This window comes from Arthrobacter sp. Soil736, assembly GCF_001428005.1.
Taxonomy (GTDB): Bacteria; Actinomycetota; Actinomycetes; order Actinomycetales; family Micrococcaceae; genus Arthrobacter.
Genome location: NZ_LMSB01000006.1, coordinates 1 through 24,750, shown reverse-complemented (window position 1 = coordinate 24,750; position 24,750 = coordinate 1). Strand labels below are relative to the sequence as shown.

General features: G+C 65.5%; 26 protein-coding genes. 12 read left to right on the top strand and 14 right to left on the bottom strand.

What is annotated here, in order from left to right:
• Positions 1-9: 9 nt before the first annotated feature.
• The 7 genes from ASG92_RS05175 to ASG92_RS05145 all read right to left on the bottom strand — a co-directional run bounded on the left by ASG92_RS05175 (position 10) and on the right by ASG92_RS05145 (position 7,286).
• Positions 10-405: a universal stress protein gene (locus ASG92_RS05175; RefSeq protein ID WP_056625418.1), complete on the bottom strand. Its 396-nt coding sequence runs from the start codon at positions 403-405 to the stop codon at positions 10-12.
• On the bottom strand, positions 402-2,102 hold the full coding sequence (locus ASG92_RS05170; protein ID WP_056625415.1) for a tripartite tricarboxylate transporter permease: 1,701 nt from the start codon (positions 2,100-2,102) through the stop codon (positions 402-404). The genes ASG92_RS05175 and ASG92_RS05170 overlap by 4 nt, the downstream gene beginning before the upstream one ends.
• Complete coding sequence (locus tag ASG92_RS05165; RefSeq protein ID WP_056625413.1) at positions 2,103-2,606, bottom strand: tripartite tricarboxylate transporter TctB family protein; 504 nt, start codon at positions 2,604-2,606, stop codon at positions 2,103-2,105. It abuts the gene before it with no gap.
• Positions 2,603-3,613, bottom strand: coding sequence for a tripartite tricarboxylate transporter substrate-binding protein (locus ASG92_RS05160; protein WP_056625608.1), 1,011 nt, complete (start codon positions 3,611-3,613; stop codon positions 2,603-2,605). The genes ASG92_RS05165 and ASG92_RS05160 overlap by 4 nt, the downstream gene beginning before the upstream one ends.
• Positions 3,614-3,765: 152 nt before the next feature.
• On the bottom strand, positions 3,766-4,905 hold the full coding sequence (locus ASG92_RS05155) for an amidohydrolase family protein (protein ID WP_056625409.1): 1,140 nt from the start codon (positions 4,903-4,905) through the stop codon (positions 3,766-3,768).
• Positions 4,905-6,269 carry a glutamine synthetase family protein gene (locus tag ASG92_RS05150; protein WP_056625407.1) on the bottom strand — a complete coding sequence of 455 codons (1,365 nt, stop codon included), beginning with the start codon at positions 6,267-6,269 and terminating at the stop codon, positions 4,905-4,907. Before ASG92_RS05150 ends, ASG92_RS05155 begins: the two co-directional genes overlap by 1 nt.
• 108 nt (positions 6,270-6,377) lie before the next feature.
• Positions 6,378-7,286: a helix-turn-helix transcriptional regulator gene (locus ASG92_RS05145; protein ID WP_056625404.1), complete on the bottom strand. Its 909-nt coding sequence runs from the start codon at positions 7,284-7,286 to the stop codon at positions 6,378-6,380.
• Between the two features lie 137 nt (positions 7,287-7,423).
• Between ASG92_RS05145 and ASG92_RS05140 the strand changes: the two genes are divergently transcribed.
• The 5 genes from ASG92_RS05140 to ASG92_RS05120 all read left to right on the top strand — a co-directional run bounded on the left by ASG92_RS05140 (position 7,424) and on the right by ASG92_RS05120 (position 11,312).
• On the top strand, positions 7,424-8,791 hold the full coding sequence (locus ASG92_RS05140) for a DHA2 family efflux MFS transporter permease subunit (RefSeq protein ID WP_240987012.1): 1,368 nt from the start codon (positions 7,424-7,426) through the stop codon (positions 8,789-8,791).
• Between the two features lie 24 nt (positions 8,792-8,815).
• Positions 8,816-9,226, top strand: a complete 411-nt coding sequence (locus tag ASG92_RS05135; protein ID WP_056625400.1) for a cupin domain-containing protein — start codon at positions 8,816-8,818, stop codon at positions 9,224-9,226.
• 25 nt (positions 9,227-9,251) lie between these two features.
• On the top strand, positions 9,252-10,109 hold the full coding sequence (locus tag ASG92_RS05130; protein ID WP_056625396.1) for an aldo/keto reductase: 858 nt from the start codon (positions 9,252-9,254) through the stop codon (positions 10,107-10,109).
• Positions 10,110-10,232: 123 nt separating this feature from the next.
• On the top strand, positions 10,233-10,937 hold the full coding sequence (locus ASG92_RS05125) for a flavodoxin (RefSeq protein WP_240987011.1): 705 nt from the start codon (positions 10,233-10,235) through the stop codon (positions 10,935-10,937).
• Between the two features lie 54 nt (positions 10,938-10,991).
• Positions 10,992-11,312: a carboxymuconolactone decarboxylase family protein gene (locus ASG92_RS05120; RefSeq protein ID WP_056625394.1), complete on the top strand. Its 321-nt coding sequence runs from the start codon at positions 10,992-10,994 to the stop codon at positions 11,310-11,312.
• Positions 11,313-11,371: 59 nt separating this feature from the next.
• Here ASG92_RS05120 and ASG92_RS05115 read toward each other — a convergent pair whose 3' ends face one another.
• The gene (locus ASG92_RS05115) at positions 11,372-12,820 is read right to left on the bottom strand and encodes an SLC13 family permease (RefSeq protein WP_056625392.1); all 1,449 of its coding nucleotides are present in this window, start codon (positions 12,818-12,820) and stop codon (positions 11,372-11,374) included.
• 10 nt (positions 12,821-12,830) lie between these two features.
• The gene (locus tag ASG92_RS05110) at positions 12,831-13,949 is read right to left on the bottom strand and encodes a PrpF domain-containing protein (RefSeq protein WP_056625390.1); all 1,119 of its coding nucleotides are present in this window, start codon (positions 13,947-13,949) and stop codon (positions 12,831-12,833) included.
• 241 nt (positions 13,950-14,190) lie between these two features.
• Between ASG92_RS05110 and ASG92_RS05105 the strand changes: the two genes are divergently transcribed.
• Positions 14,191-15,129: a LysR family transcriptional regulator gene (locus tag ASG92_RS05105; RefSeq protein WP_056625387.1), complete on the top strand. Its 939-nt coding sequence runs from the start codon at positions 14,191-14,193 to the stop codon at positions 15,127-15,129.
• A gap of 60 nt (positions 15,130-15,189) precedes the next feature.
• Here ASG92_RS05105 and ASG92_RS05100 read toward each other — a convergent pair whose 3' ends face one another.
• Complete coding sequence (locus ASG92_RS05100; protein WP_056625384.1) at positions 15,190-15,921, bottom strand: SDR family NAD(P)-dependent oxidoreductase; 732 nt, start codon at positions 15,919-15,921, stop codon at positions 15,190-15,192.
• Between the two features lie 30 nt (positions 15,922-15,951).
• Positions 15,952-16,230, bottom strand: coding sequence for a YciI family protein (locus ASG92_RS05095; RefSeq protein WP_056625380.1), 279 nt, complete (start codon positions 16,228-16,230; stop codon positions 15,952-15,954).
• 169 nt (positions 16,231-16,399) lie between these two features.
• Here ASG92_RS05095 and ASG92_RS05090 point away from each other — a divergent pair, with 169 nt between their 5' ends.
• The 4 genes from ASG92_RS05090 (at position 16,400) to ASG92_RS05075 (ending at position 20,775) form a co-directional block, all read left to right on the top strand.
• Positions 16,400-17,923 (top strand): GAF domain-containing protein, encoded by a 1,524-nt coding sequence (locus ASG92_RS05090; protein ID WP_056625378.1) that lies wholly within the window; start codon positions 16,400-16,402, stop codon positions 17,921-17,923.
• The gene (locus ASG92_RS05085; RefSeq protein ID WP_056625374.1) at positions 17,902-18,249 is read left to right on the top strand and encodes a helix-turn-helix domain-containing protein; all 348 of its coding nucleotides are present in this window, start codon (positions 17,902-17,904) and stop codon (positions 18,247-18,249) included. The genes ASG92_RS05090 and ASG92_RS05085 overlap by 22 nt, the downstream gene beginning before the upstream one ends.
• A gap of 223 nt (positions 18,250-18,472) precedes the next feature.
• On the top strand, positions 18,473-20,110 hold the full coding sequence (locus ASG92_RS05080; RefSeq protein ID WP_056625370.1) for a sensor histidine kinase: 1,638 nt from the start codon (positions 18,473-18,475) through the stop codon (positions 20,108-20,110).
• On the top strand, positions 20,107-20,775 hold the full coding sequence (locus ASG92_RS05075) for a response regulator (protein ID WP_056625367.1): 669 nt from the start codon (positions 20,107-20,109) through the stop codon (positions 20,773-20,775). The genes ASG92_RS05080 and ASG92_RS05075 overlap by 4 nt, the downstream gene beginning before the upstream one ends.
• Before the next feature lie 22 nt (positions 20,776-20,797).
• Here the strand turns inward: ASG92_RS05075 and ASG92_RS05070 are convergent, their stop codons facing one another.
• On the bottom strand, positions 20,798-21,385 hold the full coding sequence (locus ASG92_RS05070) for an adenylate kinase (protein WP_056625365.1): 588 nt from the start codon (positions 21,383-21,385) through the stop codon (positions 20,798-20,800).
• Positions 21,386-21,448: 63 nt separating this feature from the next.
• Positions 21,449-21,826 (bottom strand): MarR family transcriptional regulator, encoded by a 378-nt coding sequence (locus tag ASG92_RS05065; RefSeq protein WP_056625362.1) that lies wholly within the window; start codon positions 21,824-21,826, stop codon positions 21,449-21,451.
• Positions 21,827-21,910: 84 nt separating this feature from the next.
• Here ASG92_RS05065 and ASG92_RS05060 point away from each other — a divergent pair, with 84 nt between their 5' ends.
• Positions 21,911-23,386 (top strand): MFS transporter, encoded by a 1,476-nt coding sequence (locus ASG92_RS05060; protein WP_056625358.1) that lies wholly within the window; start codon positions 21,911-21,913, stop codon positions 23,384-23,386.
• A 267-nt stretch (positions 23,387-23,653) separates the two neighbouring features.
• Positions 23,654-23,794: a hypothetical protein gene (locus ASG92_RS29135; protein ID WP_200951884.1), complete on the top strand. Its 141-nt coding sequence runs from the start codon at positions 23,654-23,656 to the stop codon at positions 23,792-23,794.
• Positions 23,795-23,891: 97 nt separating this feature from the next.
• Here the strand turns inward: ASG92_RS29135 and ASG92_RS05055 are convergent, their stop codons facing one another.
• A complete protein-coding gene (locus ASG92_RS05055; RefSeq protein ID WP_200951883.1) occupies positions 23,892-24,155 on the bottom strand; it encodes a hypothetical protein in 264 nt (87 codons plus the stop codon).
• Positions 24,156-24,750: the final 595 nt, after the last annotated feature.

Below are 24,750 nucleotides of genomic sequence, written 5' to 3'. Positions count from 1 at the left end.
GCCGCAGGCTCAGGCGCCGGCTTTGACCGCCAGCACAAGGCAGGACGCTTCGAGCAGGATCTGCTGCGCCGTGCTGCCCATGATCAGCTTCCCCACCGGGGTTCGCTTCCTGAGGCCGATGACGATCAGTTCCGCCCGGTATTTCTCCGCGGCCTCCAGGACCTCGCTGGCCGCGTCATTGCCGCGGACCGGCTGCAGGACCAGATGGTCGATTCCTTCCTTCTCCAGCCGTTCCGTGACCTCGTTGATGTCCTGTGCCTGGGCGTACCGCTTGTCCACGATGGCGTCGCCCCGTGAGGAGTTGATGATGACCAGGCGGCTCTGGCTCTTGTGCGCCTCGCTGATGGCGCGGTCGAGCGCTGCCGTGCCCTCTGCCGTGGGGACGTAGCCGACGATGATGCTCACGATTTCTCCTGTCCGTGGTTGGCGGGTGTGGCGTCTGCAGCGTGACGGGTGCCCGTGGCCGGGGACTCCTGGTCAGCTGCCGTGCCGGCGGCGGGGGCGCCATTCGCCGTTGTCGACGTGCCCTGCGCCGTAACTGAACCCTGTGCCGCAACTGAATCGCGAGCAGCCGGCGCTGAAGCGGCTTCCGCAAAAGCGACCGGCGCTGCGGTGCGGGGCCGCACGCGGCGCAAGACCTTGGCCAGCAGGGGCCAGAGCAGGATGAGCGCGATGATGATGTAGACGATGATGGCGATCGGCTCGCTCCAGAGCCCGGAGACGTCACCGGCGCTCAGCTGAAGCGTCTTCCGCAGCTGGCCTTCTACGCGCGGCCCGAGGATGAGCCCGAGGATGAGGGGCAGCACGGGCAGGCCGTAGCGCCGCATCAGGAAGCCGAGGCCGCCCAGGACCAGCAGGACCATCAGGTCGAACGCCTGGAGGTTGACCGAGTATGCACCCAGGGTGGCGAAGAAGAGGATGCCCGCGTACAGGTAGGGGCGGGGCAGCCGGAGCAGCTTCGCCCACACCGGCGCCAGCGGCAGGTTGACCAGCAGCAGCAGCGTGTTGCCGATGAAGAGGCTGGCGATCAGTGCCCAGACGAGCGGACCTTCGTTGGCGAACAGGAACGGTCCGGGCTGGATGCCGAACTGGGTGAACGCCGCCAGCATGACGGCGGCCGTGGCGTTCGTCGGCAGGCCCAGCGCGAGCATGGGCGTCAGGGTGCCGGCGGCCGCGGCGTTGTTGGCCGCCTCCGGTCCGGCGACGCCTTCGATGGCGCCCTTGCCGAATTCCTCGGGGTGCTTGGAGAGCCGCTTTTCCGTCACGTACGAGAGGAACGTGGGGATCTCGGCGCCGCCCGCGGGCAGGGCGCCGAAAGGGAAACCGAATGCCGTTCCGCGAAGCCAGGGCTTCCAGGACCGCTTCCAGTCCTGCTTGCCCATCCACGGGCGGCCCACGGGAATGATCTGCAGCGGTGTGCGGCGCAGGTGCGCCGCGACCCACAGGGCCTCGCCGACCGCGAAGATCGCGACGGCGACGACGACGATGTCCAGTCCGTCCGCCAGCAGCGGCTGGCCGAAGGTGAGGCGCCGCTGGCCGGTGACGGAGTCGATGCCCACGAGGCCGATGGCCAGGCCGAGGCCCAGCGACGCGCAGCCGCGCAGCCGGGATGCGCCCAGGACCGCGGTGACGGCCAGCAGCGCCAGCATCATGATCGCGAAGTAGCTGGGGGAGCCGAGGCTGACGGCGAACTCGACCACGATGGGGGTAACGACCACCAGCAGCGTGGTGCCGATGGTGCCGGCCACGAACGAACCGATGGCCGCCGTCGCAAGGGCCTGTGCGGCCCTGCCTGCCTTGGCCATTTTGTTGCCCTCGATCGCGGTGACCACGGACGACGATTCTCCGGGTGTGTTCAGCAGGATCGAGGTGGTGGAGCCGCCGTACATGCCGCCGTAGTAGATGCCGGCGAACATGATGAAGGCGCTGGTGGGCTCGAGGACGTAGGTCACCGGCAGGAGCAGCGCGACGGTCATGGCCGGACCGATCCCGGGAAGGACGCCGACGGCCGTGCCCAGGATGACGCCGATCAGGGCGTAAAGGAGGTTCATGGGGGTCAGCGCCGTCGCGAACCCGCCCATGAGTGAGGACAGGATGTCCATTTAGAGAATCCCTTCCAGGAGTCCGGCCGGGAGGGCGATGCCCAGGCCGAGGTAGAAGCCGTAGAACGTCAGCAGCGACAGGGCCAGCGAGATCAGGCCGTCCCGGACGTAGTGGCGGCTTCCCAGTGCCCAGACGCTGCCCCAGAACAGCACCGTGCCGGAGATGACCCAGCCGGCCCAGTCGATCAGGAGGATGTTGGCGATGAAGGCACCGGCGAGCGGGAGGACGGTTTTCCAGTCGCTCGGGTGGGTCAGGTCGACGTCTTCGCCGGCCTCGGCCTCGCCGTGGCCGCCGCGGAGGACGTTCACTGCCAGCATCACGGCAGAGACCAGCAGGAGTGCTCCCACGATGATGGGCACGGTTTTGGGGCCCACCGGGTCTGACTGGGAGTAGGGCGTGACCAGGCGCGCTGCGTCGATGAGGACCAGGGCGCCGGCCGCCCCGAGCAGGGCTGCGATGCCCAGCTCGGAGCGGCCTTTGAGGCGGGATGACAAGGAGGTCACGCCAGGCCGAGCTTCGTCAGGACGTCGGCTACGCGCTTGTCCTGGTCCGTGAGGAAGGACTTGAATTCGTCACCGGTGATGAAGGCGTCGGTCCAGCTGTGGGTCTTCAGGGCTTCCTTCCAGGACGCAGATTCGTGCATCTTCTTCAGCGTGGCGATCAGGGCGTCGCGGTCGGCGTCGCTGATGCCGGGAGGGGCCACGATGCCGCGCCAGTTGGTGAAGACCAGGTCGATGTTGGATTCCTTGAGCGTGGGGGCATCCACTCCCTCAAGCCGGTTCTCGCCGCTGGTTGCCAGGACGCGGATGGCCCCGGACTTGATCTGCTCGAGGTACTCGCCGGCCCCGGAGGCCGCGAAGCCCAGCTTGTTTCCGATGATGGCCGGGAGCAGGTCGCCGCCGCCGTCGTAGGAGACGAAGTTGACCTTGGTGGCGTCGATGCCGACTGCGCCCGCGAGCTGCATGGGCAGGAGGTGGTCCGGTCCGCCGGGCGATGAGCCGCCGCCGACGCTGATCTTGGACGGGTCCTTCTTCCAGGCGTTGACGAGGTCGTCGATGGTCTTGTACGGGGAGTCCTTGGACACCATGATGGCGCCGGGCTCTTCGATGAGCCGGGCCAGCGGGGTGGTCTCGGTCAGCTTCGACTCGGACTTGTTGGTGTAGCTCGCTCCGACGACGCCGAGGCCCATCAGCATGGCCAGGTCGCCGTTGCCCTTTTCGTTGACGATGCGGGCCAGGCCCACGGTGCCGCCGGCGCCGGCGAGGTTGAAGACCTCGGGGTTGGTGGCGAGTTTCTCGTCTTCGAGAACCTTCGCTGCTGCACGGGCCGTGGTGTCGTAGCCGCCGCCGGGGGTGTTGGGCACCATGATCCGCAGCCCGGCGAGGGGGGCGGTGTCCGCGCCGGTGGTGGAGGGGCCGGCGCCAGTCTTGCCGGTTGCTCCGCAGCCTGAAGCCATCAGGGCGATGCCTGCCGCGACTGCAGCTACGCGCAATGCGCTCAATCCGCGCATGTTGTTCCTCTTCTCGTTGGTCCGTTTGATCGGGGGTTCTCCGATGCTAGGGCCGAAAGTGACGCCGCTCACTCTTGTGTAACCAGAGAACGTTAAGTTCATTGCGTTCACGTTTCCCGGATCGCACTGCGGTCCCGATCAAGGCCGGTGGCTCAGGGGAGCGCGTACACGCGGCGGGCGTTGTCGTGGGCGACGAGCTGCACGATCCTGCGGGCGTCCGCCTCTGACCAGTCGTCGTCGATCCATCCGCCCACTACCTTCGTGACTGCGTTGCGCCATAGCCTCGCTCCGAGGTAGTGAAGTTCGGCTGGGCCGAAAGCGTCGGAGGAGTAAAGGATTTTCGTAAACGGAGCCAGTTCGAATGAGCGGGCCACCAGGTCCGGGCTCCGTGACCCGGTGAAGTTCACGGCAAGGCCCACATCGATGTAGACGTTTTCAAAGGCGTGGGCCAAATAACCGGCCTCGCGCTCGAACGGATAGCAGTGGAGCAGCATGATTGGTGTGTCTCGGACTTCGGGGGACCTGAGAAAGTCCAGGAGGTACAGGGGATTGGTTTTGTGGAGGTCCAGGTCGCGGTCACCGAATCCGACATGGAATTGCAACGGAAGCTTCATCGACACCGCCGCATGGATCCCGTGGGCAATGAGTGTCACGTCGGTGAGCTTCGTATTCATGCCGGTGCCCAGGTTGTCCTGCCAGCGGCGGGCTGCTTCAGTGACCGCAGCCGGGGTCGGTCGGCTGAGATTCTGGTCGAATCCTGCGCGGTAGGCGAGGACTGTTTTGACGCCCACAGCGCTGAGGGTGAGGTTTTGAAGCCGCTGGCCGAACTCTTCGACGTAATCTGCCGGGTTGGCAATTTCCTGGATCAGCGACTCGGCGACCACTTCCAGGCGAACGATCTCGTGGGTTCGCCCGCCGGAGACGTCGGCCATGCCGGCCGGGCCGAGGTAGTCAGCGGTTGTTAATCCTGTATCGATCAGCCAGTCGCTCACGCCGGCAGCGCGGGTCATGCGCCGGCTGACCTCGAGTTCTGCAAGCTCGGAGCGCCGGCTCCAGTATTCCGCCGGTGAGGCGTGCCGTGGCAGATCAAGAATGCCGCTGCACCAGCGCCGGATGGCGAGCCCGATTTGCGTGTTGTAGGTGTCCTCGGGGTTGGTCAGGGGTTGGTTGTTCCCCTCGTTGAGTGAGTTCTGAAAGCGTGCCTCATCACCGTCGGCGTGAAACGCGCCATGCACGTGGTGATCAATGAGGCTGACTTGTTCGACGAAGTCCGGGAAGGAGGCGCCCGCCATTAGATCGACCAGGCAAGTCGAAAGCGCTCGGCAAGCTCATCCGGCGCGAGGTCCGCGGAGGTCCGCTGTTCATAGCGCCGGACGGCCACCGTGGCATCGACGATGGCGTCTCCGAGAAGCCCGCGTGCAAGGCGTGACTTGTCCAGGGTGTTGATGATGGCGGCGGGGGAGTCTGAGAGCAACCGGACGTTGGCCCGGTGCCGCTCGTCATCGGAAAGCCTTCCCGGGTCACCCGGGATCTCTGCCGGAAGCTTGCGCCCGCTGCGGATGCCGTCAAGGGCGAGTGCAAGGATGGCCGCGGAGGCCAGATACACGTTTGCCGACGGGTCGACGATTTTCACCTCGACGTTGGCGCCGTGCGGATTGCTCTTGCCCTCGTTCAGAAAGCGCACCGAGGCTTCGCGGTTTTCCAGGCCCCAGCATAAGTAGGCACCCGACCACGTGCCGGGTGCCAGCCGGCTGCCGGACAAAACTGATCCCGTGAGGAAACCCTGGATATCGGGGAGTCCTGCGATGATTCCTCCGATGGCTGCGCCCCCGTCGTCGGAGATGCCATGCGGTCCGCTGCCGCCGGAGAACAGCGGCAGGCCGTTCTTTTGCAACGAAATGTGCTGGTGGGCACCGTTTCCGACGGTGCCGGGAAAGGGCGACGGGGAGAACGAGGCCTGCATGCTGTGGGCCCTGGCGACGATGCCAACGATGATCTTGGCGAGGACCACGGTGTCCGCGGCCTGGACGGGCGATGCTGGGGGAAGGGAAAACTCGAACTGGTTTCTGCCATACTCGGCGTGGATCTGCTCCATGGGAATGCCGGCCTGGTTCAGCGCTGACAGCAGATCGTCGAGGAATTCCGATCGGTCCAGAAGACCGGTTGCCCCATACGGAACCCAGGGCGTGGTTTCCAGCGCTGAACCGTCCGGGGAGATGAGGAAGAACTCAAGTTCGTGGCCCACGAGTGCCTGGTATCCGGCCGCGTCGAGACTGCCGTCGACGTCGGCCAGAAGGCCGCGGGCACAGGCCGGAGAGGGGGCTCCGTCTTGTTCGAAAAGGCTGGCCGGTGCCCACGCCCGGCCCCCCTGCAGGACACGGAGTCCCGCGATATCGATCTTGAGGCGCATATCCCCAACGGGGGTGATGGTGTCCGTGAACGCTATCCCGCCGTCGATGGTGAAGACATGCCAGACAGGGGCAGCACCCATCCCGGAATCGTGGAAGGTTCCGAGCCGGGCTAACGGAACGCTCTTGGCCAGCGTGATGCCCGAAGCATTCACCACAGTGCCGATCACGGTGCGGATACCGGCCGCTTGGAGTTCGCGTTGTGCCCTTGCCACGGCGGATTCGTCGGCTGATGTGATTTCAGTCATGTGCCTATCATGCGGCGCCTCCGTGCCCAATGAAAGGTCGGTTGGCGCGTGAGTCGCGGAGTCATTTGGCGCGGTATTCGCAGCGCAATAAGGTACTCAGTCCGTCCGTCAGTCCCGTGCGTCAGCTTCAGGCGGTGAGATCATTGGCGTTCGCGAAGCCGGTTCAACCGGACGCTTGTGGGTGGTGCTCCACATGGTGAGGAAGTCGAGTTTTTCCTGGAACTCGCTTCCCGGTTCGGCTGTGTAGGCGATGAGGGTCAGACCTTCTCCGGGGAGTTCGAGTGCATCGCCTGTGAGTTCGATGTCACCGACTATGGGGTTGTGCAGTGTCTTGCGGGCTGAGCGGTGGAAGCGGACGTTGTGCCGTGCCCAGCGTGTTGAGAATTCCGCGCTTCCCGTGGCGAGGTCGCCGATGAGGCCGTTCAAGGCCCGGTCGCGCGGGTTGCGTCCCGATTCGGCACGCAGCGCCGCGGCGAGATCGTCAGCGATGGTCTCCCATTCGAGGAAGAAGTCTCGGGATCGTGGGTCAAGGAACATGAACCGGGCAAGGTTCAATGGCAGCGCATCGGGGCTGAGGATGTCCGTGTAGAGGGCGAAGCAGAGGTCGTTGGCGGCCACGATGTCCATGCGTGAGTTACGGACGTACGCGGGTGTGCCGGTCATCCCAGCCAGGATCCTTTGAACGCTGGGGCGCACTTCTGCCCGGACCCTGCGCGTTCCTGATGCCCGCGACGGCGCGGCGGCCTTGGCCAGGTCGAACAGGTGGGCTCGTTCGGCCTCGTCGAGCTGGAGGGCGCCGGCGAGCGACTCTAGGACGCTCTCGGAGACTCCCCGCAGGTTCCCACGTTCGAGCCGTGCGTAGTATTCGGTGCTGACGCCGGTGAGCATGGCCACTTCCTCGCGTTTGAGGCCGGCCACTCTCCTGGTTCCGCCGTAGGCGGGCAGCCCGGCCTGGGCGGGGGTGATGCGCGATCGCCGGCTCATGAGGAATTCGCGGACGTCTTTGCTTTTGTCCATGGTCTCTACGCTACGACGGGGCCGGCCGGCCTAACAGGAACTGGCAGTACACCGCACAGCAGGCACTCCCACGCGTGGGAATGGGCTGGTTTTCTTGAATGAGTCCCGTTTCCCCTGCCTGAAAGGACACCATGTCCGTGTCGGCTGTCAGCCCGACGACAACCATGGCCCGGCCGCGCGTTTCGCTGGCGGTAGCCATGCTGGGGTTCTTCGTTGTTGCCCTGGATGCCCAGATCGTCAACGTCGCCCTCCCCGAGATCCGGAACGACCTCGGAGGCGGCCTGTCCGGCCTGCAGTGGATCGTCACCGGCTACACCCTGATGTTTTCTGCCCTGCAACTGTTCTCCGGGACCTTCTCCGACCGGGTAGGGGCCCGCCGCGCCTATGGCCTCGGCATGATCCTGTTCACTGCCGCTTCCGCCGCTTGCGCGTTCAGCCCGAGTCTCCCGGCCCTCATCGCCGGCCGGATCCTGCAAGGCATCGGCGCGGCGATGATCACCCCCAGCTCTCTGGCGCTCATCCGGGAGGCCTACCATGACGCGGCCCAGCGCGGCCGGGCCATCGTGTATTGGGGCCTGGGCGGCTCCGTCGCCGCGGCCGCAGGCCCTGTGCTCGGCGGCGTCCTCACCCAAATCGACTGGCGGCTGATTTTCTTCGTCAACCTTCCCGTCGGAGCGGCCGCGCTCCTCGTGCTCATCCGCGTCGCCCCCTCGCCGCGTCGCCCGATGCCCTTTGACTGGTTCGGGCAGATTACCGCCGTGCTGGCCCTGGCCAGCCTGACCTACGGCATCATCGAAGGCGCGGCGGTCGGCTATGGAAGACCCGAAATCCTCATCCCGTTCGCTGTGTGTGCCGGGTCAGTGGCCGCATTCGTGCTTGCGCAGGCCCGAGGACCGCACCCGATGGTCCCGCTGGACCTGTTCCGTTCGCGCACTGTCTCCACTGCCTTGGCCATAGCGGTCGTCACGATGGCGGCCTTCTACGGCGTCGTCTTCCTCCAAAGCCTCTACTTCCAGCAGCAACGCGGCGCGACAGCGCTGGAGACCGGGCTGCTGTTCCTGCCCATGACCGGTCTCGTCGCCCTCCTCAACCCCCTGGCGGCCCGGTTCATGGTCCGCTACGGCGGTGTTGCGATGATCGCCGCCGGCCAACTGCTCATGGCCCTGGGCCTTGCCGGCCTGTGGGCGCTGCCCGCCGACGCTCCGACCCTGCTGGTGGCGCTCATCATGGTCCCCGTCGGCGTCGGCGGCTCCTTCACCGTGCCCCCGATCATCGCCCTGGTCATGGACCACGTGCCGGCAGAGAAAGCCGGGACCGCCAGCGGAGTCATCAACACCGCCCGGCAGGTCGGCGGCTCCCTCGGCGTCGCAATCTACGGCGCCCTACTGGCCGGGCAGGACTTCATGGACGGGCTCCGCATCGGCCTCGGCACCACCGCCGTCGTCCTTCTCTTTCTCATCGCCGCGTCCCTGCCACTGCGGCAGGCAAAACAACCGCAGCACTAACGACCAAACGACACGGAAGGCAGAATGCAACTCATACCCACCACCCCCACCGCTAAAGGCCCTGGGGACAGGTTCACCGGGGACGTCTATTTGAACATGCTGCATCATGGCCAGGCTCCCTCGGCCCTCGTCGCGGCCATCGTCCGCTTCACCCCCGGGGCCCGCACGAACTGGCATTCCCACCCCCTCGGCCAGACCCTGCACTGCACGGACGGCACCGGGATCGTCGCCACGCGCGACGGCAATGCCACCCTCATGCGACCCGGAGACACGGTCCACACCCCGCCCGGCGAGGAACACTGGCACGGAGCAACCCAGGACAACATGATGTGCCACCTGGCCCTGGTCGAGCACCACCACGGGGAGAGCGCCACCTGGCTGGAACCCGTCAGCGACCCGGACTACGCGGCCGCCCACACTCAAACCGGCCGATAGCCACCTACGAATACAAAGGAAACCCATGAATAACGTGACCCTCAACAACGGCGTCCAGATGCCGATCCTTGGTTTCGGCGTCTTCCAGATCCCCGACGACGAAACTCAGGCCGCCGTCGAAGCCGCGCTCGCGGCCGGCTACCGGCACTTGGACACTGCAGCGTCCTACGGCAACGAGGCGGCCGTCGGCGCGGCGATCAAGGCGAGCGGAATCGCCCGCGAAGACCTTTTCGTCACTACAAAGCTCTGGATCCAGCACGCCCCCGCCGGCAGCGTTCAAGACGACACCAGGCGTGCCTTTGAAAACTCCCTGCGCCGGCTCGGACTGGACTACCTCGACCTGTACCTGATTCACCAGCCGCTCGGGGACTACTACAGCCAGTGGCGGGCCATGCAGGATCTGAACAAGGAAGGCCTGGCCCGTGCGATCGGCGTGTCGAACTTCCACCCCGACCGGCTTGTCGACCTCATCGACCACAACGAGATCGTCCCGGCCGTTAACCAGATCGAGACCCATCCCTTCCACCAGCGCGGCGCTGATCAGGCGTTGATGCGCGAACGCGGCGTCCAGATCGAGTCCTGGGGGCCGTTTGCCGAGGGCCGCAACAACCTTTTCACCGATCCTGTTCTCAGTGCTATCGCCGAGGCACACGGTAAGTCTGTCGCGCAGGTGGTGCTCCGTTGGCTCATCCAGCGCGAGGTCGTCGTCATCCCCAAGTCCGTACGTCCGGAGCGGATGGCCCAGAATCTCGATGTCTTCGACTTCGCCCTCACCGATGAGCAGATGGGCCGGATCGCCGCCCTGGACACAGGCGCAAGCCTGTTCTTCGACCACCGCGACCCCGCGATGGTGAGCTGGTTGGGCGGGCGCAGGATCAACTGATCCGGCCGCCTTCCGTCGGGGTGACCGTCTGGGGCACCCCGACGGCGGCACTGTCCCGCATGCATTACGCGGGCAACCCGGCCAGCAACGTAAACCAAACCGACGAGAAAGACCGTCATGACCATGAACCACAGGACTATCGATCGGCGCTCCGTCCTGCGTACAGCTGTCACGGGTCTGGGCGCTGCCATGATCACCGCCGGAACGTCAGGCTGCGCCACGGGAGAACGGAACGCACGCATGCCCGCGCAAGAAACAGCGCCGTCCCTCTCCGTCCAAGACACCCCGAGTCCCCGGGAAAACGGGCGGATCCTGCTCGCCTATTTCTCCCGCGCCGGGGAGAACTACTACTACGGCGGCCGCACCGGCCTGAACACCGGCAACACCGAGGTCCTGGCAGGAATGATCAGCAAGCTCATAACGTGCGATGTGCACCGCATCGAGGCAACCGACCCCTACCCCGACGACTACGACGGCACCGTCGCCCGCAACGTCCGCGAGCAAAACGCGGACGCCCGCCCAGCCATCGCTACCCCGCTGCCATCCATCGACCAGTACGACACCGTGCTGCTCGCCAGCGGTATCTGGAACGTCCGGGCACCAATGATCATGACGACATTCGCCGAACGTTACGACTTCGCCGGCAAGACAATCTACCCCGTCACCACCTACGCCATGAGCGGGCTCGGCACCACCGAACGGGACTGCGCCAGGTCCTGCCCGGGCGCGGCCATCGGCGAGGGACTGGCCGTGCGGGGCGAGGAAGTCCAAGACGCCGGACCGGACATCGAGTCCTGGCTGCAACGCACCGGGCTCCTCAAAAGCTAGCCAGACCCGGACCTATCCGCCCAGCATGCTCCACCCCACGGAAGGACTGACCTTTTGAACGACTCCAATCAGACCCGCGCCCAGCAACTCATTGGCGACTTCGCCCCCAAGCTCGTCGACCTCACAGACAATGTGCTCTTCGGAGACATATGGGAGCGCGGGGAACTCTCCCCACGGGACCGCAGCCTCGTCACGGTTGCCAGTCTGGTCACCAGCGGCAGCACCGAACAGCTCCGAGGGCACCTCGTCCGGGCCAGGGCCAACGGCCTGACCGAAGCCGAACTCAAGGAAGCCATCATCCACTTGGCCTTCTACGCGGGGTGGCCCAAAGCAATGTCCGCCATCACAGTGGCCAAAGAAATCTTCCCATCCTGAAGCCGCGCAATCCTTAATCGATTGATGGGTGCGGGATCCAGTTCGCCGGACGGGTTCGGTCACATAATCCCGGTGGGTACCAGCAGGGCCCAGGCCAGCGCCGGGGCGACCAGCACGACTGCCCCGGCGTAGATCATCAGCTGGCGGTAGACGCGCTGCCGATCGTTCTCGCGGGCGTTGGCGACGACCAGCGCACCGTCGGTGGAGAAGGGGGAGACGTCCACGACGGTGGCGGCGATGGCCAGTGCCGCGACCGTTCCGGAGGCGCTCAGCGAACTAGTGGCAAGCAGGGGACCGGCCAAGGGGATGAACGCGGTCAGCAAAGCCGTGGAGGAGGCGAAGGCTGAGCCGACGCCGATCACATAACAGAGCACCAGTGCGACCAGCAGCGGTGCACCCAGGGCCAGGGCTTGCTCGGCGAGGGTGTCGATGACGCCCACGTGCTGGAGCAGGGAGACGTAGGTGATCATGCCGGCCACCAGCAGAACCGTGGACCAGGAGATGCCGCCGATGAACGTTCGGTGTTCCTTGATGTTGACCAGTGCCAGCAGGAGGCCGGCGGAGAGGGCAACAAAGCCGATCGGCATGTGGAAGCCCAGGGTGCACACAAGCATCACAGCGATCAGCACCAGCGTGAGGATCTGCTGGCCGTGAGGACGCCCGGTACGGGGGGCGTCGAGATCGACATGCTGGCCGCTCTCACCGTCGCGGAGCCTGCCCAGGAGGGCGAACAGGACGATGGTCAGTACGGAGAGGATGAGATTGAGTGCGAAGCTGGCGGTGAAGAGTGCGCCCTGGGAGATTGGAAAGCCGTTCTCCAGTGCGATGTTGTGCACCAGAACGCCAGCCACGGACAACGGGGAAAAGCCGCCGGCGTGGGCTCCGTTGATGATGAACGCCCCCATCAGTACGGGATGGATGCGCGACTCGTAGGCAAATCCGAGGGCCGCCGGTGCCAGCAGCGCGACGGCGGCCGGGGAGAAGGTGCCCAGTGCCGTCAGCGAGGCAGCAAGCAGGAAGAACACCCAGGGCAGCACCAGCGTCTTGCCCCTGACGAGGCGCACGCAGGTCTGGACGATGATGTCGATGGTGCCGTTCCTCTGGGCCATGCTGAAGAAGTAGGTGACTCCGATGATCGTCAGAACGATGCTGGCGGGGAACTCCTCAAGGATCTCCTTGTCGGTCATTCCGAGCATGAAGTAGCCGACGCCGAAGGACGCGACCAGCCCCATTACGCCGATGTTCAGCGGCCATTTCGTGGCGACGATGAACATCACGACGAGGATGACGAGCGGGATGATCTGGATAGCGGTCATGGTCGGCTCCGGTTCCGGGGTGGCCGCAGGGTTGAAGATGTCACCCCCAAACACGAGGGCGATCAGACCCAGGATCGCGAAACCGGCCACCGCCATCAGCAGGATACGGCGGCGGCGGCGGGCCGGACGCTCGGGACGGTCGTCCCGGGTGTCGACGGCGGGGGCATCGGTGCGGTGCGCAGTCTTAGTCATGGCGGTCTCCTCAGAGAGTAGCTCCCGCGAGGGAGGCCGCGGCGGCGCTGCCGGAGGCCTCGGGGAGGTGGATGATGGTGGTGGCAATGGTGCGGGCCGTGCGGTCGACGCCCACGAGCGGGGACCCGTCGTGCTCCTCGGTCCAGGTCTCGATCACCCCGGCGGGGGTGCGCAGCCGCAGGATGGTTCCCACAGTGTCGCCTGTGATGGTGTGCAGCACGGTGCCGCGGGTGCGGGCGGCCAGGGTCAGGGCGATGCTGCCGGTGATGGCCAGGGCCGGGTGGGGCCTGCCCATCGAGAGCATCATGACATTGACGTCGCAGCCGGGGTCCGTCTTGGTGGGGGCGGCGACGACGGCGAGCTTGGGGATCGCCCGGGCCGCTTGGGCGATCGTGGGGGCCAACCCCATTCTCACCGCCGCGTGCCGGCGAATCTGCTCCAGAGTATCCAGCTGCAGTTCCACGCCGGTGCGCCAGCGGTCGTACCGGGCCGGGTCCAGGCCCAGCTCCTCGGCGCGGACGATCACCACCGGTGCTCCGGCGTCGACCATCGAGACGGTCCAGCGGGTTCCGCCGGCGGTAATCGTGTCGGTCGCCGCGCCGGTGGGCAACAAGGCCCCGGTGGTCTTGCCGGCAGGGTTCTGGAAGCCGAGCCCCACCGGGTAACCCGGAAACGGCACCCCGGGCATCTCCGCATCCGGAATGACGGGCAGGGCGCCTGCCGGGGTGGCCACGCGCTGGACGATGACCTGGCCGGTGTTGGTGTTGCGGGTGACGATCCGGGTGACATCGCCGCTGGGGATCACCCACCCCTTCTCGATCGCGTACAGACCCACAACCGCCGAGCAGTTCCCGCAATTGCTGCCCCAGTCCACCGCGGCCTCTTCGATGCCCACCTGGGCGAAGGTGAACTCGACGTCGACGTCTTCGCCGGCGGGCCGGTGCAGGATCACCGCCTTGCTGGTGGTCGAGGTCGCCCCGCCGACCCCGTCAATCTGCCGGGGGTCGGGACTGCCGAACAGCCGCGGCAGCAGCACATCCAGGCTGGTGCCGCGCTCCTGAAGATGCTCGGCTTCGAACACCCAGCACTTGCTGGTGCCTCCGCGCATCCATTCCGCTTCGATCTTCATGGTCTTTCCACATCTCCTCGTTCCTCGACTTCGTTCAGGGCCTGAGAAGAGATTGAGCCAGATCACACATTAAGCACAATGTTCAATTCTTGGATAGGGATGTAGAATTGCTTAATTCACTGGGTTTTCAAAGGATATAGTTCCGATTCTTCGGCCTTTCCTGCCGTCGGAGTCGCCCGATGTCCTGCGGTTCTTACGTCTTCATACAGGGAATGAACCAAATTCGCAGAAGGGTCAAAGGTTGCTTCACGAAGAGGGTGGGTATCTGTTCGACATGCGGCGGCTGGCCTTGCTGCTGGAGGTGGTCGAGCAGGGATCAATCACGGCCGCGGCCGAGTTGAGGATGTACACGCCCTCGGCCGTCTCCCAGCAGCTGCGCAAGCTCGAACAAGAGGTCGGCCAGCCTCTGCTCAACCGCCGCTCCCGCGGGGTGGTGCCCACCGAAGCCGGCCAGGTGCTGGCCGGCCACGCCCGCAAGATCGTCCGGCAAATGCAGGCAGCCCAGTCCGATCTGGACCAGATTGCCGGCCTCAAGCGCGGGTCCCTGACCGTCGGTACCTTCCCCACCCTGGCCGGGTCCTTCCTGCCCATCGTTATCCGGACCTTCAAGAAGCGCTACCCGGCCATCAGCCTCTCGCTGCGCAGCGCCCGCTTCGACGAGCTCGTGGCAGACCTGGAGTCCGGGGTCACCGGATTGTGCCTGCTCTGGGACTACCCCTGGAATCGCTTCCATGACGAGTCCATCCGAGTAACAGAAGTCTTCCTCGAGAGCACCGTGATTCTGGTAGCCCGCGGCCACCCGCTCGCCGACCGGGAGCAGGTAAGCATGGAGGATCTGCGCAACGAATCGTGGATCGTCCGCGCGGAGGCCCACCCGGTGGTGGAGGTACTGCAGCGTTCCGCCCATGACGCCGGGTTCGAACCCACCATCGGCTTCCTGGCCAACGACTACCAGGAGGCCCAGGCCATGGTCAGCGTCGGAATGGGCGTGGCGATGGTGCCCAAGACCGCCGTGGCACTCCAGCACCCCGACGTGAGGGTGCTCAGCCTCGGTCCTGCCGCCCCGCTGCGGCGGATACTGCTGGCACAGCGCCAGGACAAGGTCTACTCTCCGGCAGAGGTCGCCTTCCACTCCACCCTGTTGGAAATCGCCCGCAAACAAGCCGGCGACTACCTCTAGAACAGGGACCTTGCTTGAGCTCTGGCTGCTTACCAACGTTCACGCTGCGCGAGATTGGCCCTAGGTGAGGCGTTCCCCGGTGATGCGGGCCAGATGATTCACAAGCTCGCTCTGGAACCCGTGATCATAGACGGCGGGGTGTGCTTTCTCCCGGTGCTGATGGTGCCAATAGCCGCCGCTCGTGCGTGCTTCCGGGTCGTCGCTGGTGGCGAGCCATTCCTGGGTGAGGTGACCGAGTCGCAGGTCGTCCGGGGCACCGGGGCCGCCCATCCTGGTGGGCACCCAGCCGGGATCGACAGCGTTGCTGAGAACGTCCGGCCATAACCGGGCGACGGCCGCGGCGAGGACGGTGACGTAGAGCTTGCTGTCCGAGTAGGACACGCTGCGTCTCTGTCCACTCGAGCCGACGCCGGTAAGTGCGGTGCGGCCGCCGCGGTGCATGCCGCTGCTGACATAAATCAGCCGGCGCGGGCGGTGGATGAGGACGGTGAGAAGGTAGGGGGCGACGACGTTGACCTGAAAGATATGTGCGCCGTTGAGCACTCCCGCGTTGTGGATCACGGCGTCCGCAGGACCGCCTCGGTTCACCTGTTCGGCGACGTCGCGCGTTTGCTCGATGTCTGACAGGTCGCCGACCACGCCTATCGCGCCGCGGTCAAGGAGATCCTGTACCGCGGTCAGGCGTTGGACGCTGCGGGCGTGCACAAGAACGTGGTGGCCGTTGTCGACGAGGGACTGTGCGGTAGCCCGTCCGAGTCCGTCGGTTGAGCCGGTGATGAAAATGCGCGCCACCGCTCCTCCTTCTCTACAAAATCAGATGCGCTAATCGAAACGCACGGCGTTCCACTCAAGGATGCGCGGAACGGCCAGCCCCTCGACTGTGAACGGATCTCCGGCGATGAAGCGTTCGGCATCCTCACGTGAAGTGAAGATCCCCATCGATGCGCCGGCCGGATCCGTCGTTTGGAACGGGCCCAGTGCGATGAGCCCGCCGCCCGCGGCGCGGAACGCTTCGAAGTAGGCCTTATGGCGGGGGTACGTTTCCAGAATGCGCGAGCCTTCGACGCCCTCGCTGAGGCTGTACATCACGACGAATTCCATGCGCCGATCCTACCCGCCGCGTGTTTAGGGGATGGGGGAGCGGTCCCGCCTTCGCACTTCGGGTTTGAGCATTGGTGGCACCCAACTGCCTCCCGCCCAGCGCTGAAAGTCTCTCGCTCGTCCAGGGAAACCGTGAAAAACTCGAAGTGTGAAAATGGGACCGGATCGTATGGCCCAGCAGCTTCGGGGATGGCTGCAGGCGCTGGCCGATATCGGTGCGGCAGTCAACCGTGGCGTTTCGCTGAGCGAGCTGTTGGACCTGATCGCCACGACCGCCGGCAAATTGATGTCCTACGACTTCTGCGCGATCACTCTCCCGGACGCGGCGTCGCAAGTCCTGGTGATCGAAGGCTCCTACGGCCTCTCGGCCGACTACATCAGAGAAATAAACGCAACGCACCCGATCCGACTTCATGGCGTTCACACCCCCACGCCGTCGGGCCAGGCGTTCGCCATGGGCGTTCCCGTGCAGATCGAAGACTTCGGAAGTCATCCGGCGATGCTCATCTGGAGAGCTGCGGCAAGAGACCAAGGTTTTAACTCCATGATCGCCGTGCCTTTGAACTCCGCCGATGAAACACTCGGGACCCTCAACTGCTACACCCGGTCGACCCATCACTTCACTAAGGAAGAAGAATCGCGCCTTTTGATGTTGGCAGACCAAGCGGCCGTAGCCATCACCACCAATCGTCTGCGCTCCGAACAGGCGAAGAGGATCACGGTCCTCAACGAGCTGAACGCGTCGCTTGAGGAGCAGTATGAACTGCAAAGGCAAGCCGAAGCGATCCACGAGCGGTTGACGGCCCTGACGCTCGAAGGGGGCGGAATTGGGGCCCTTGGCGGAGCCCTGGCAGAGATCCTGGATCGCCCCGTCGCCGTGTGCGAGACCAACGGGACCATCCTCTACAACACCGAACGTGAGGGCGTTTCGCTTCCGGCTGCCCTCCTCGCGAACACGGCTGGCCTCGCCCTCCCTGATGTCATGTCCGCAGGCAGTGCCGGATTGCTGGCCGATGTGCATCTTCCGGATACAACAGGGACGCGGACTCTTGTTCGGGCTCCGGTGATGATCAAGGAGAAGGTTGTCGCGTGGATCTGGACGAGCGGGAAGGTCTCCGAGCTCCGACCGCTGGATCGCCAGGCGATGGAACGGGCCGCGGCGCCGTTGGCCCTGGAACTCCTCCGGACCCGGACAGCGACCCAGGCAGAGTGGCGGGACACGGGCGAGATTCTCTCCGGGCTCCTGTCAGGCGGAGGGCACGCGGCCACGGCGCTCGTGGCCGAAGCCGCACGCCTCGGCCACGATCTGTCACTTCCCCACGCAGTCGTCGCGGTCCGATTTGAACCCCGTAACGAAAGAGCCTTGCCCTACTGGCTTGCCGCCACGTTCGCACGGATGGCACGACAAACCTCACCAAGGCCGCTGCTGGGATCTCACGAGGGGTACGTTGTTGCTCTCTGGCCGCTGGGGCCAACGACGCCGATCGACGACGTGCGAGGCGTCGGCGACGAAGTCAGGCGGATTCTTTCAGAACGCGCCCAAAGCACGGAGCAGGCGCACGCTGCCATCACGGGACCGGTCACAAGCATCGCTGACTATCCTGCGGCGTTTGCAACGGCCCGCGGAGCCATTGAGCTGGCGGCCCTGCGCAAGGGTCCCCCGGAACCCTGGTGTTGCGCGATCTGGGATTGACCGGGCTTCTGCTTCAGCTCCCGGATGTGTCCGCCCTGAGCCACTATGCGGACGACGTGCTTGGCCCTTTACGCGCCAACGACTTAGCCCAGGATCCGGCGCTCCTGCCGACCTTGTCAGCTCTCATTCACAATAATCTCAATGCGAGTAAGACGGCGGAGCAGCTGCATGTCCAGGAAGACGTCGTCGCCGAAGCCCGCCGACGGATCGAGGATCTGCTCGCACTTAACCTTTCACGCGTTTCCGACCTCACGCGCGTCTCAATGGCCCTCGAAGTCGACGACGTCATCGAAGCCAGGCAGCGGCAGGGCATTATCGACGTCTGATTCCGTGGAGCTGGTATGCCGGGCGATCCGGGCCCAACTGGGCCCGGACGCGGCCCAGGGGCCCGCGAAAACCAGCCACGGCACGTGCGGTATAGTTCACCCCACCGCGACGGAAACGGCGCGGAATCGCGGGCACGGTGAACCGGCCCGCACCTCACCTCCCGCACCACCGCGGACCGAACACACACAGAAAGACAGCAGCAACATGACTCGACGGCGAGGAATGTCCCTTGCGGGGCAGTATCTCCGGCTGCAGCTGCTGATCGTGCTGGCCGTTCTGGTGGCCGTGGTGGCGATCTCGCTCGCGCAGTCCGCGGCCGCGTTCGAACGGATCGAAGGCCGCCGCGCGTTGTCGGCGGCGGAAACGCTTGCGGCACACCCGGCCGTCCGCAACCTGCTGGCAAACGCCCAGCCCGGCAGCGGGTCCGCGCTGCCCGCCGTCGCCGAATCCGTGCGGACAATCTCGGGCTCCTCGCACGTTGCGCTGGCCCGCGCCGACCGGACGGTGGTGACCTCATCGGACCCCTCCCAGGAGGGACGCGAGATGCAGCTCGGCGACAGCGTCGTGATGACCGGGCGGGCCTGGACCGGCCTGGTGGACATCGGGGGCGCCGAGGCGCTCTCCGCCCACGTTCCCGTGCTGGACGACGGCGGAAAGATGGTGGGCATCGCCGCCGTCGGCAGGAATTTCCCGTCCGTGCTGGAGCGGCTGGGCGATGCCGTGCCGAACCTGCTGACGTACCTGGGCGTGGCGAGTGTCCTGGGGGTGGCCGGTTCACTCCTGCTCGCGCGGCGGGTCAAGCGCCAGACGCTGGGCATGGAGCCGGATGAGATCACCGGGCTCGTCGAGAACCGGGAAGCCATGCTTCACGGGCTCAAGGAGGGTGTGGTGGCGCTGGATCCCCAGCAGCGGATCACCGTGGTCAATGACAGCGCCCGGCGCCTGCTGGGCCTCCCCGACGACTGCGTGGGGAAGGATCTCCGCAGCCTTGCGGTGCAGCCCGCGCTCAAGGAGGTCCTCACGCAGGACCAGCCCGGTCCGGACAGGCTGGTGCTGGTGGGCGAGAGCCTGGTGGTCCTGAACCGGATGCCCATGCGCTCGCACGGCCGCGTCATCGGGTCGGTGACCACGTTGCGTGACCGGACGGAGCTGGCTTCCCTGGAGCGGGAACTGGGCACCACCCGGACAGCCACGGACACTCTCCGTGCCCAGGCGCATGAGTTCGCGAACCAGCTGCACACGATTTCCGGACTGATCCAGATCGGCGAGTATGACGCCGTCGTGCAGTTCGTCAACGGCACCGCGTCGAACCGCACCCGCCTCAACGATGAGGTCACCAGCCGGATCCAGGACCCGGCACTGGCCGCCCTGCTCATCGCCAAATCGAGCCTTGCCACAGAGCGCGGCGTGTCGCTCCAGCTGGCCGGCGAGTCCCGGCTGGGCCGGATTGATGAGGGACTGTCCCGGGACCTGACCACCGTGGTGGGAAACCTCGTGGACAACGCGCTCGACGCCGTCACCAACGCCGCTGCCGACGCGGAGGTGGAGGTGCTCATCGAGGAGGACGACGGCGGCGTGCAGGTTGTTGTGCGGGACTCCGGACCGGGAGTCCCGGCGGACGTCATGGAGGACATCTTCCGGCAGGGGTTCAGCACGAAGAATTCGCCCGACGGCGGCCGCGGCTACGGGCTCGCGCTCGCCCGGGTGGTCTGCCAGCGCCGCGGCGGTCGGCTGACCGTGCACAACGACGGCGGCGCCGTGTTCACGGCGGAACTGTTCGGGGCGGGCCCGGTGCGTGCCGAACAGATGCGCGCCGAACAGATGCGCGCCGAACAGAGCAACGAGGGGAAGCAGCCATGATCAGCGTCCTGATTGTTGATGATGATTTCATGGTGGCCAAGGTCCACGCCGGGTTCATCCAGCGCACGCCGGGGTTCGCCGTCGTCGGAGTCGCCCATACCGGCGCGCAGGCGGTGCTGGAGACGCAGCGGCTGCAGCCGGACCTGGTGCTGCTGGACATCCACCTCCCGGACATCAACGGGCTGGACTTGATGCACCAGCTGCGGGAGGTGGCGCCCGAGCTGGACGTCCTGGTGATCAGTGCGGCGCGGGAGGTGGACACGGTGCGCCGGGCACTCCGCGGCGGAATCGTTCACTACCTGATCAAGCCGTTTTCCCAAACGGACCTGCAGGAGCGCCTGGAGCACTACCGGAATACTTATCAAAGCCTGGCTTCCTCCAAGGACGTGGCGGAACAGGCTGACGTCAACCGGGTCTTCGGGCTGGAGCGGAGTGACCGGCCGCTGCCCAAAGGCTGCAGCGCCGAGACGCTGCAGCTCGTGGAGCGGGCGCTGCTCGCCTCCAAGGGCGATCTTTCGGCCGCCGAACTGGCCGTCGTCGTCGGCACGTCGCGGGTGAGCGCGCGGCGTTACCTTGAGTACCTCAATGACGAGGGGATGGTGGACGTGACCCTTAAGTACGGCGTCGGACGCCCCGAACGCCGGTACGCCTGGAAGAGCGCGTGACGCCCTGGCGGCGCGGCCGCCGTCAGGTGTCCGTGCGCGCTGTGGCGGTTTCGATGCCCTTCAGCGCGTCCGCGGTGACATGGTCGACGTCGGCGGTCCCGTCCACCCGGACCAGCAGGCCGCGCTCGGCGCAGCGCGCGATGACCGGCTCGGTTTCCTGCCGGTACAGCTCCAGGCGGTGCCGGATGACGCCCTCGGTGTCATCGCTGCGCCCTTCGGCCTGGGAACGCAGCAACAGCCGGCGGACGATCTCGTCGTCGTCCGCCGTTATTTCCAGGACGGTGTCCAGAGTGTCGCCGTTCTCCTCGAGGATGCCGTCCAGATCCTCCATCTGGCTCAGCGTCCGGGGGTAGCCGTCCAGGAGGAAGCCGTCCTTCGTGTCCGGCTGCTGCAGCCGTTCGCGCACCATGGCCGTGGTGAGATGGTCCGGCACGAGGTCACCGGCATCCAGATATTTGTGGGCCTCGACACCCAAGGGCGTGCGGTTGGCCAGATGGGTGCGGAACATGTCTCCGGTGGAGATCTCCACGATGCCCAGCTGTTCGCTGATGCGGTGGGCCTGGGTGCCTTTGCCCGATCCCGGAGGGCCGATGATCAGTAGTCTCGTCATGCGCCTATCCGTTCAGGTTGTCCGGCTTCGATTTTGAGGATCGCGCAAAAGCCTGTGACGCTCTCAGGCCAGGTTTTCCTTCAGCAGGGCGCGGTGTTCGACGGCCGCTTCCCCGTGCAGGGCGCGGCCCGCGTCCGTGAGTTCCAGAAATAGTGAACGCCGGTCATCCGCACAGGAATGGCGGGATATGAGTCCGGCCTTCTCGAGCCTGTCCACCACCTTGGACATCGCACTCTGGGTCATGGGCGTGCGCTCACCGAGCTGCTTCATCCGGCATGCCGCGTCCGCGCTTTCGGCCACCAGGTCCAGGATTTCAAACTCGGTCAGGCCGATGCTGAACCGCGCTTCCAGGGCGCGGTCGATCGCGGCCGCGGTGCGGAAGTAGGTGCTCTGGATGCTGCGCCATTGCTCAACCAGCTGGCGGTCCTGCGGTGTTGCCATGCTGCGATTCTAGTTCATGACGAATTAAAAGTCCACGTCATAATATTCCTTGTCATTCAATGACGTGTCATATAAGTTGAATCCATGACTTCAACTTCCACCCTTGAAAGATCTGCCGGCGAACGGCTTACACCCGTCCGCTGGACCCGTGCGCAGTGGATGCTCCTCCTGGTCCTGTGCACCGTTCTGGCGCTCGACGCGCTGGACGTCTCCATGGTGGGCGTGGCGCTGCCCTCGATCGGCACCGAACTCCACCTGGGAACCGAATCCCTCCAATGGATCGTCTCCGCCTACGTGCTCGGCTACGGAAGTCTGCTCCTGCTGGGCGGGCGGATGGCGGACCTGCTCGGCCGGAGGCGCATCTTTCTCATTGCGCTCAGCGTGTTCGCCGCCGCTTCCCTGCTCGGCGGCTTGGTGGATGACCCCGCCCTGCTGATCGCCACGCGCTTCGTCAAAGGGCTGGCCGCCGCGTTCACGGCTCCTGCCGGCTTCTCGATCATCACCACCAACTTCGCGGAAGGGCGCGAACGAAACCGTGCCGTGTCCATTTTCACCACCTTCGGCGCTAGCGGCTTCTCCCTGGGCCTTGTCGTCGGTGGCCTCATGACTGCCCTGAGTTGGCGTTGGACTTTCCTGGTCTCGGTGCCTGTGGCGCTCGCCGTCGTGATTCTTGGCCTGAAGTACATCCCCCGGGACAGTGCCGCGGGCAAGGACCAAGACAGCGGGCATGACGTTTGGGGCGCCGTGACACTCGCGGCCGGCATGCTGGGGCTGGTCTACACGCTGGTTTCGGCACCCGGGAACGGCTGGGGATCTGTGGCAACTATCGCCGGATTCGTGGCCTCCGCAGCGGTGCTGGCAGCCTTCGCCGTGATCGAAAACCGCGTCAGGCACCCCCTGATCCGGTTCAGCATCCTCAAGGAAGGCTGGGTTGCCCGGGCCAACCTCAGCGCCGTGGGGCTGTTCGGCTCGTACCTGAGCTTCCAGTTCATCCTGACGCTCTACCTGCAGTCTGTGCTGGGATGGAGTCCCCTCGGCATGGCCCTGGCCCTACTTCCCACCGGCCTGCTGGTTGCCTCGAGCGCACCCTTCGCGGACCGGCTCATCGACAGGTTTGGCGCCCCGCGGCTGATCCTGACGGGACTGGCGTCGTTGGCGCTCGGCTATGTGCTGTTCCTTCGCGTGGGCACGTCGCCCAATTACGTGACGGACATTCTGCCGTCGGTCCTGTTGCTGGGCGTTGGTTTTGCCCTGGCCTTCCCATCCATCAACGTCCAGGCCACCGCAGGCATCCGAAATACTGAGCAAGGCCTGGCGGCCGGCCTAATCCAGACGAGCACACAAGTGGGGGCAGCCCTGGTGCTGGCCGTCACCACGGCCATGGTCAGCAGCCACGGAAACGCGCCCGTCGCCGGTGCCGCCGTGGATGCGGCGGCGATGCTGGAACAGTACCGCCCGGGCCTGATCCTGAGCGCAGCCGTGGCTGTCGCCGCCCTCCTGATTGCCGCGGCACCGTCCCGTCAGCGGATATCCGTAGCAGCGGACCACTCAACGGCCTGACTCGCGAGTTGAGACCGGGGGCGGTCGCCAGCGCCGCCCCCGGTCGAGCCGGCCCCCGGTGAACGGTTGGGCCCCGGCCTCACTTCGTCCAGCATGGGATTCGACTAAAACCGCCCGTCTTGAACGGACCGGACAGGGCCCTTTCGCAGCCACGATAGATTCCAGATACAAATCCGAAACGTGGCGTCGAACCCCCGAAACACTGCATGGCTACGCTGATGCCTACTTGGAACCCGTCGTCAGGACGGCGAATGGAAGGACACAGCCATGATGATCTGGAACAGCCTTACCCTCTTTCTTGACTCCCACCGGTATGACCGGCACGAATTTGGTGGCGCCGGCTCCGAATTCCCCAGCGGCCAGTTGACGTCCACTGCCTGGGCCGGATGGTGGCACGACGAGGCCTAGGCCCGTTCACCGCACGCCAGCGGAACAAAACCTCGGCGGATCAACGATGCGCCGCCGGCCGAAGCTGCGCAGCGGATAAGGATCTGCGGAGGCGCGTTTAGGTGTCCGCGATGCGGCGGCCGTGACCGGCCTCGGCCGGGCTCAGCGCGCCGGCCTTGCTGGCGCGGAATTCCCAATAGGTTGTGATGCCGTCCGGGCCGGTGACCGAACCCGTGCGGAGCGCCCGATCGATCCGCAGGCGCACGTCTTTTTCGTGCTCCGGCTCCGTGGCGAAAACTACGCGCAGGACCACCGTTTGGCCGTCCCTGGCGGGTTTGGTGTGGTGGGCGGCGAGTGCGGCCGGTGTGCCCAGCTGCCGCACAGCTCCAGCGTGACGGCCGCCCCGGGGCCCCGCACGTCACTGTCCGGCCCCATCGCCACGGTGGCCTCATGTACGTAGGGTTCGCGCATTCCGCCAATGTCCCAGACGCCCGGTGAACACGGACGGTGGATCGTTCGAAAATGGCTGACGTGCCATATCCACGTTTCGCTTTTCCTGACATACATCTATCCAATGAGCGACTTCTGCCCGCTCCAGCGTTGTACCATCGCCGACAAACCGCATGACCTCGACGTCCGCGCAAAGTGCTGCGAAGTCGTCAAGATCTGCCTTTTCAAAATGGCGCGCCATTAATCTGTCCGTCTCAAACATCAAGGTGAAACCCTAGAGGTTGCGCCAGTGCCAGCAGGCCGAGGAGATGTTCCTATAGTCAAGTTGCCGGGCGCTTGTACTAGTTTGCGGTGCCGGACGCGGCGCGCTTTGCCGATCGTCAGAATGCTGAAATGATCCTTGTGCACTCCGCCGGGAGTGCACAAAAGGGGCTCTTCGTGGTTCGTGGGGAAATGATTCCGTGTCGTAGCTGAAAAAAGGGCCCGTGGCCCTGCTGGGATGAGTGTGTCTAAGCATTCAACCTGGA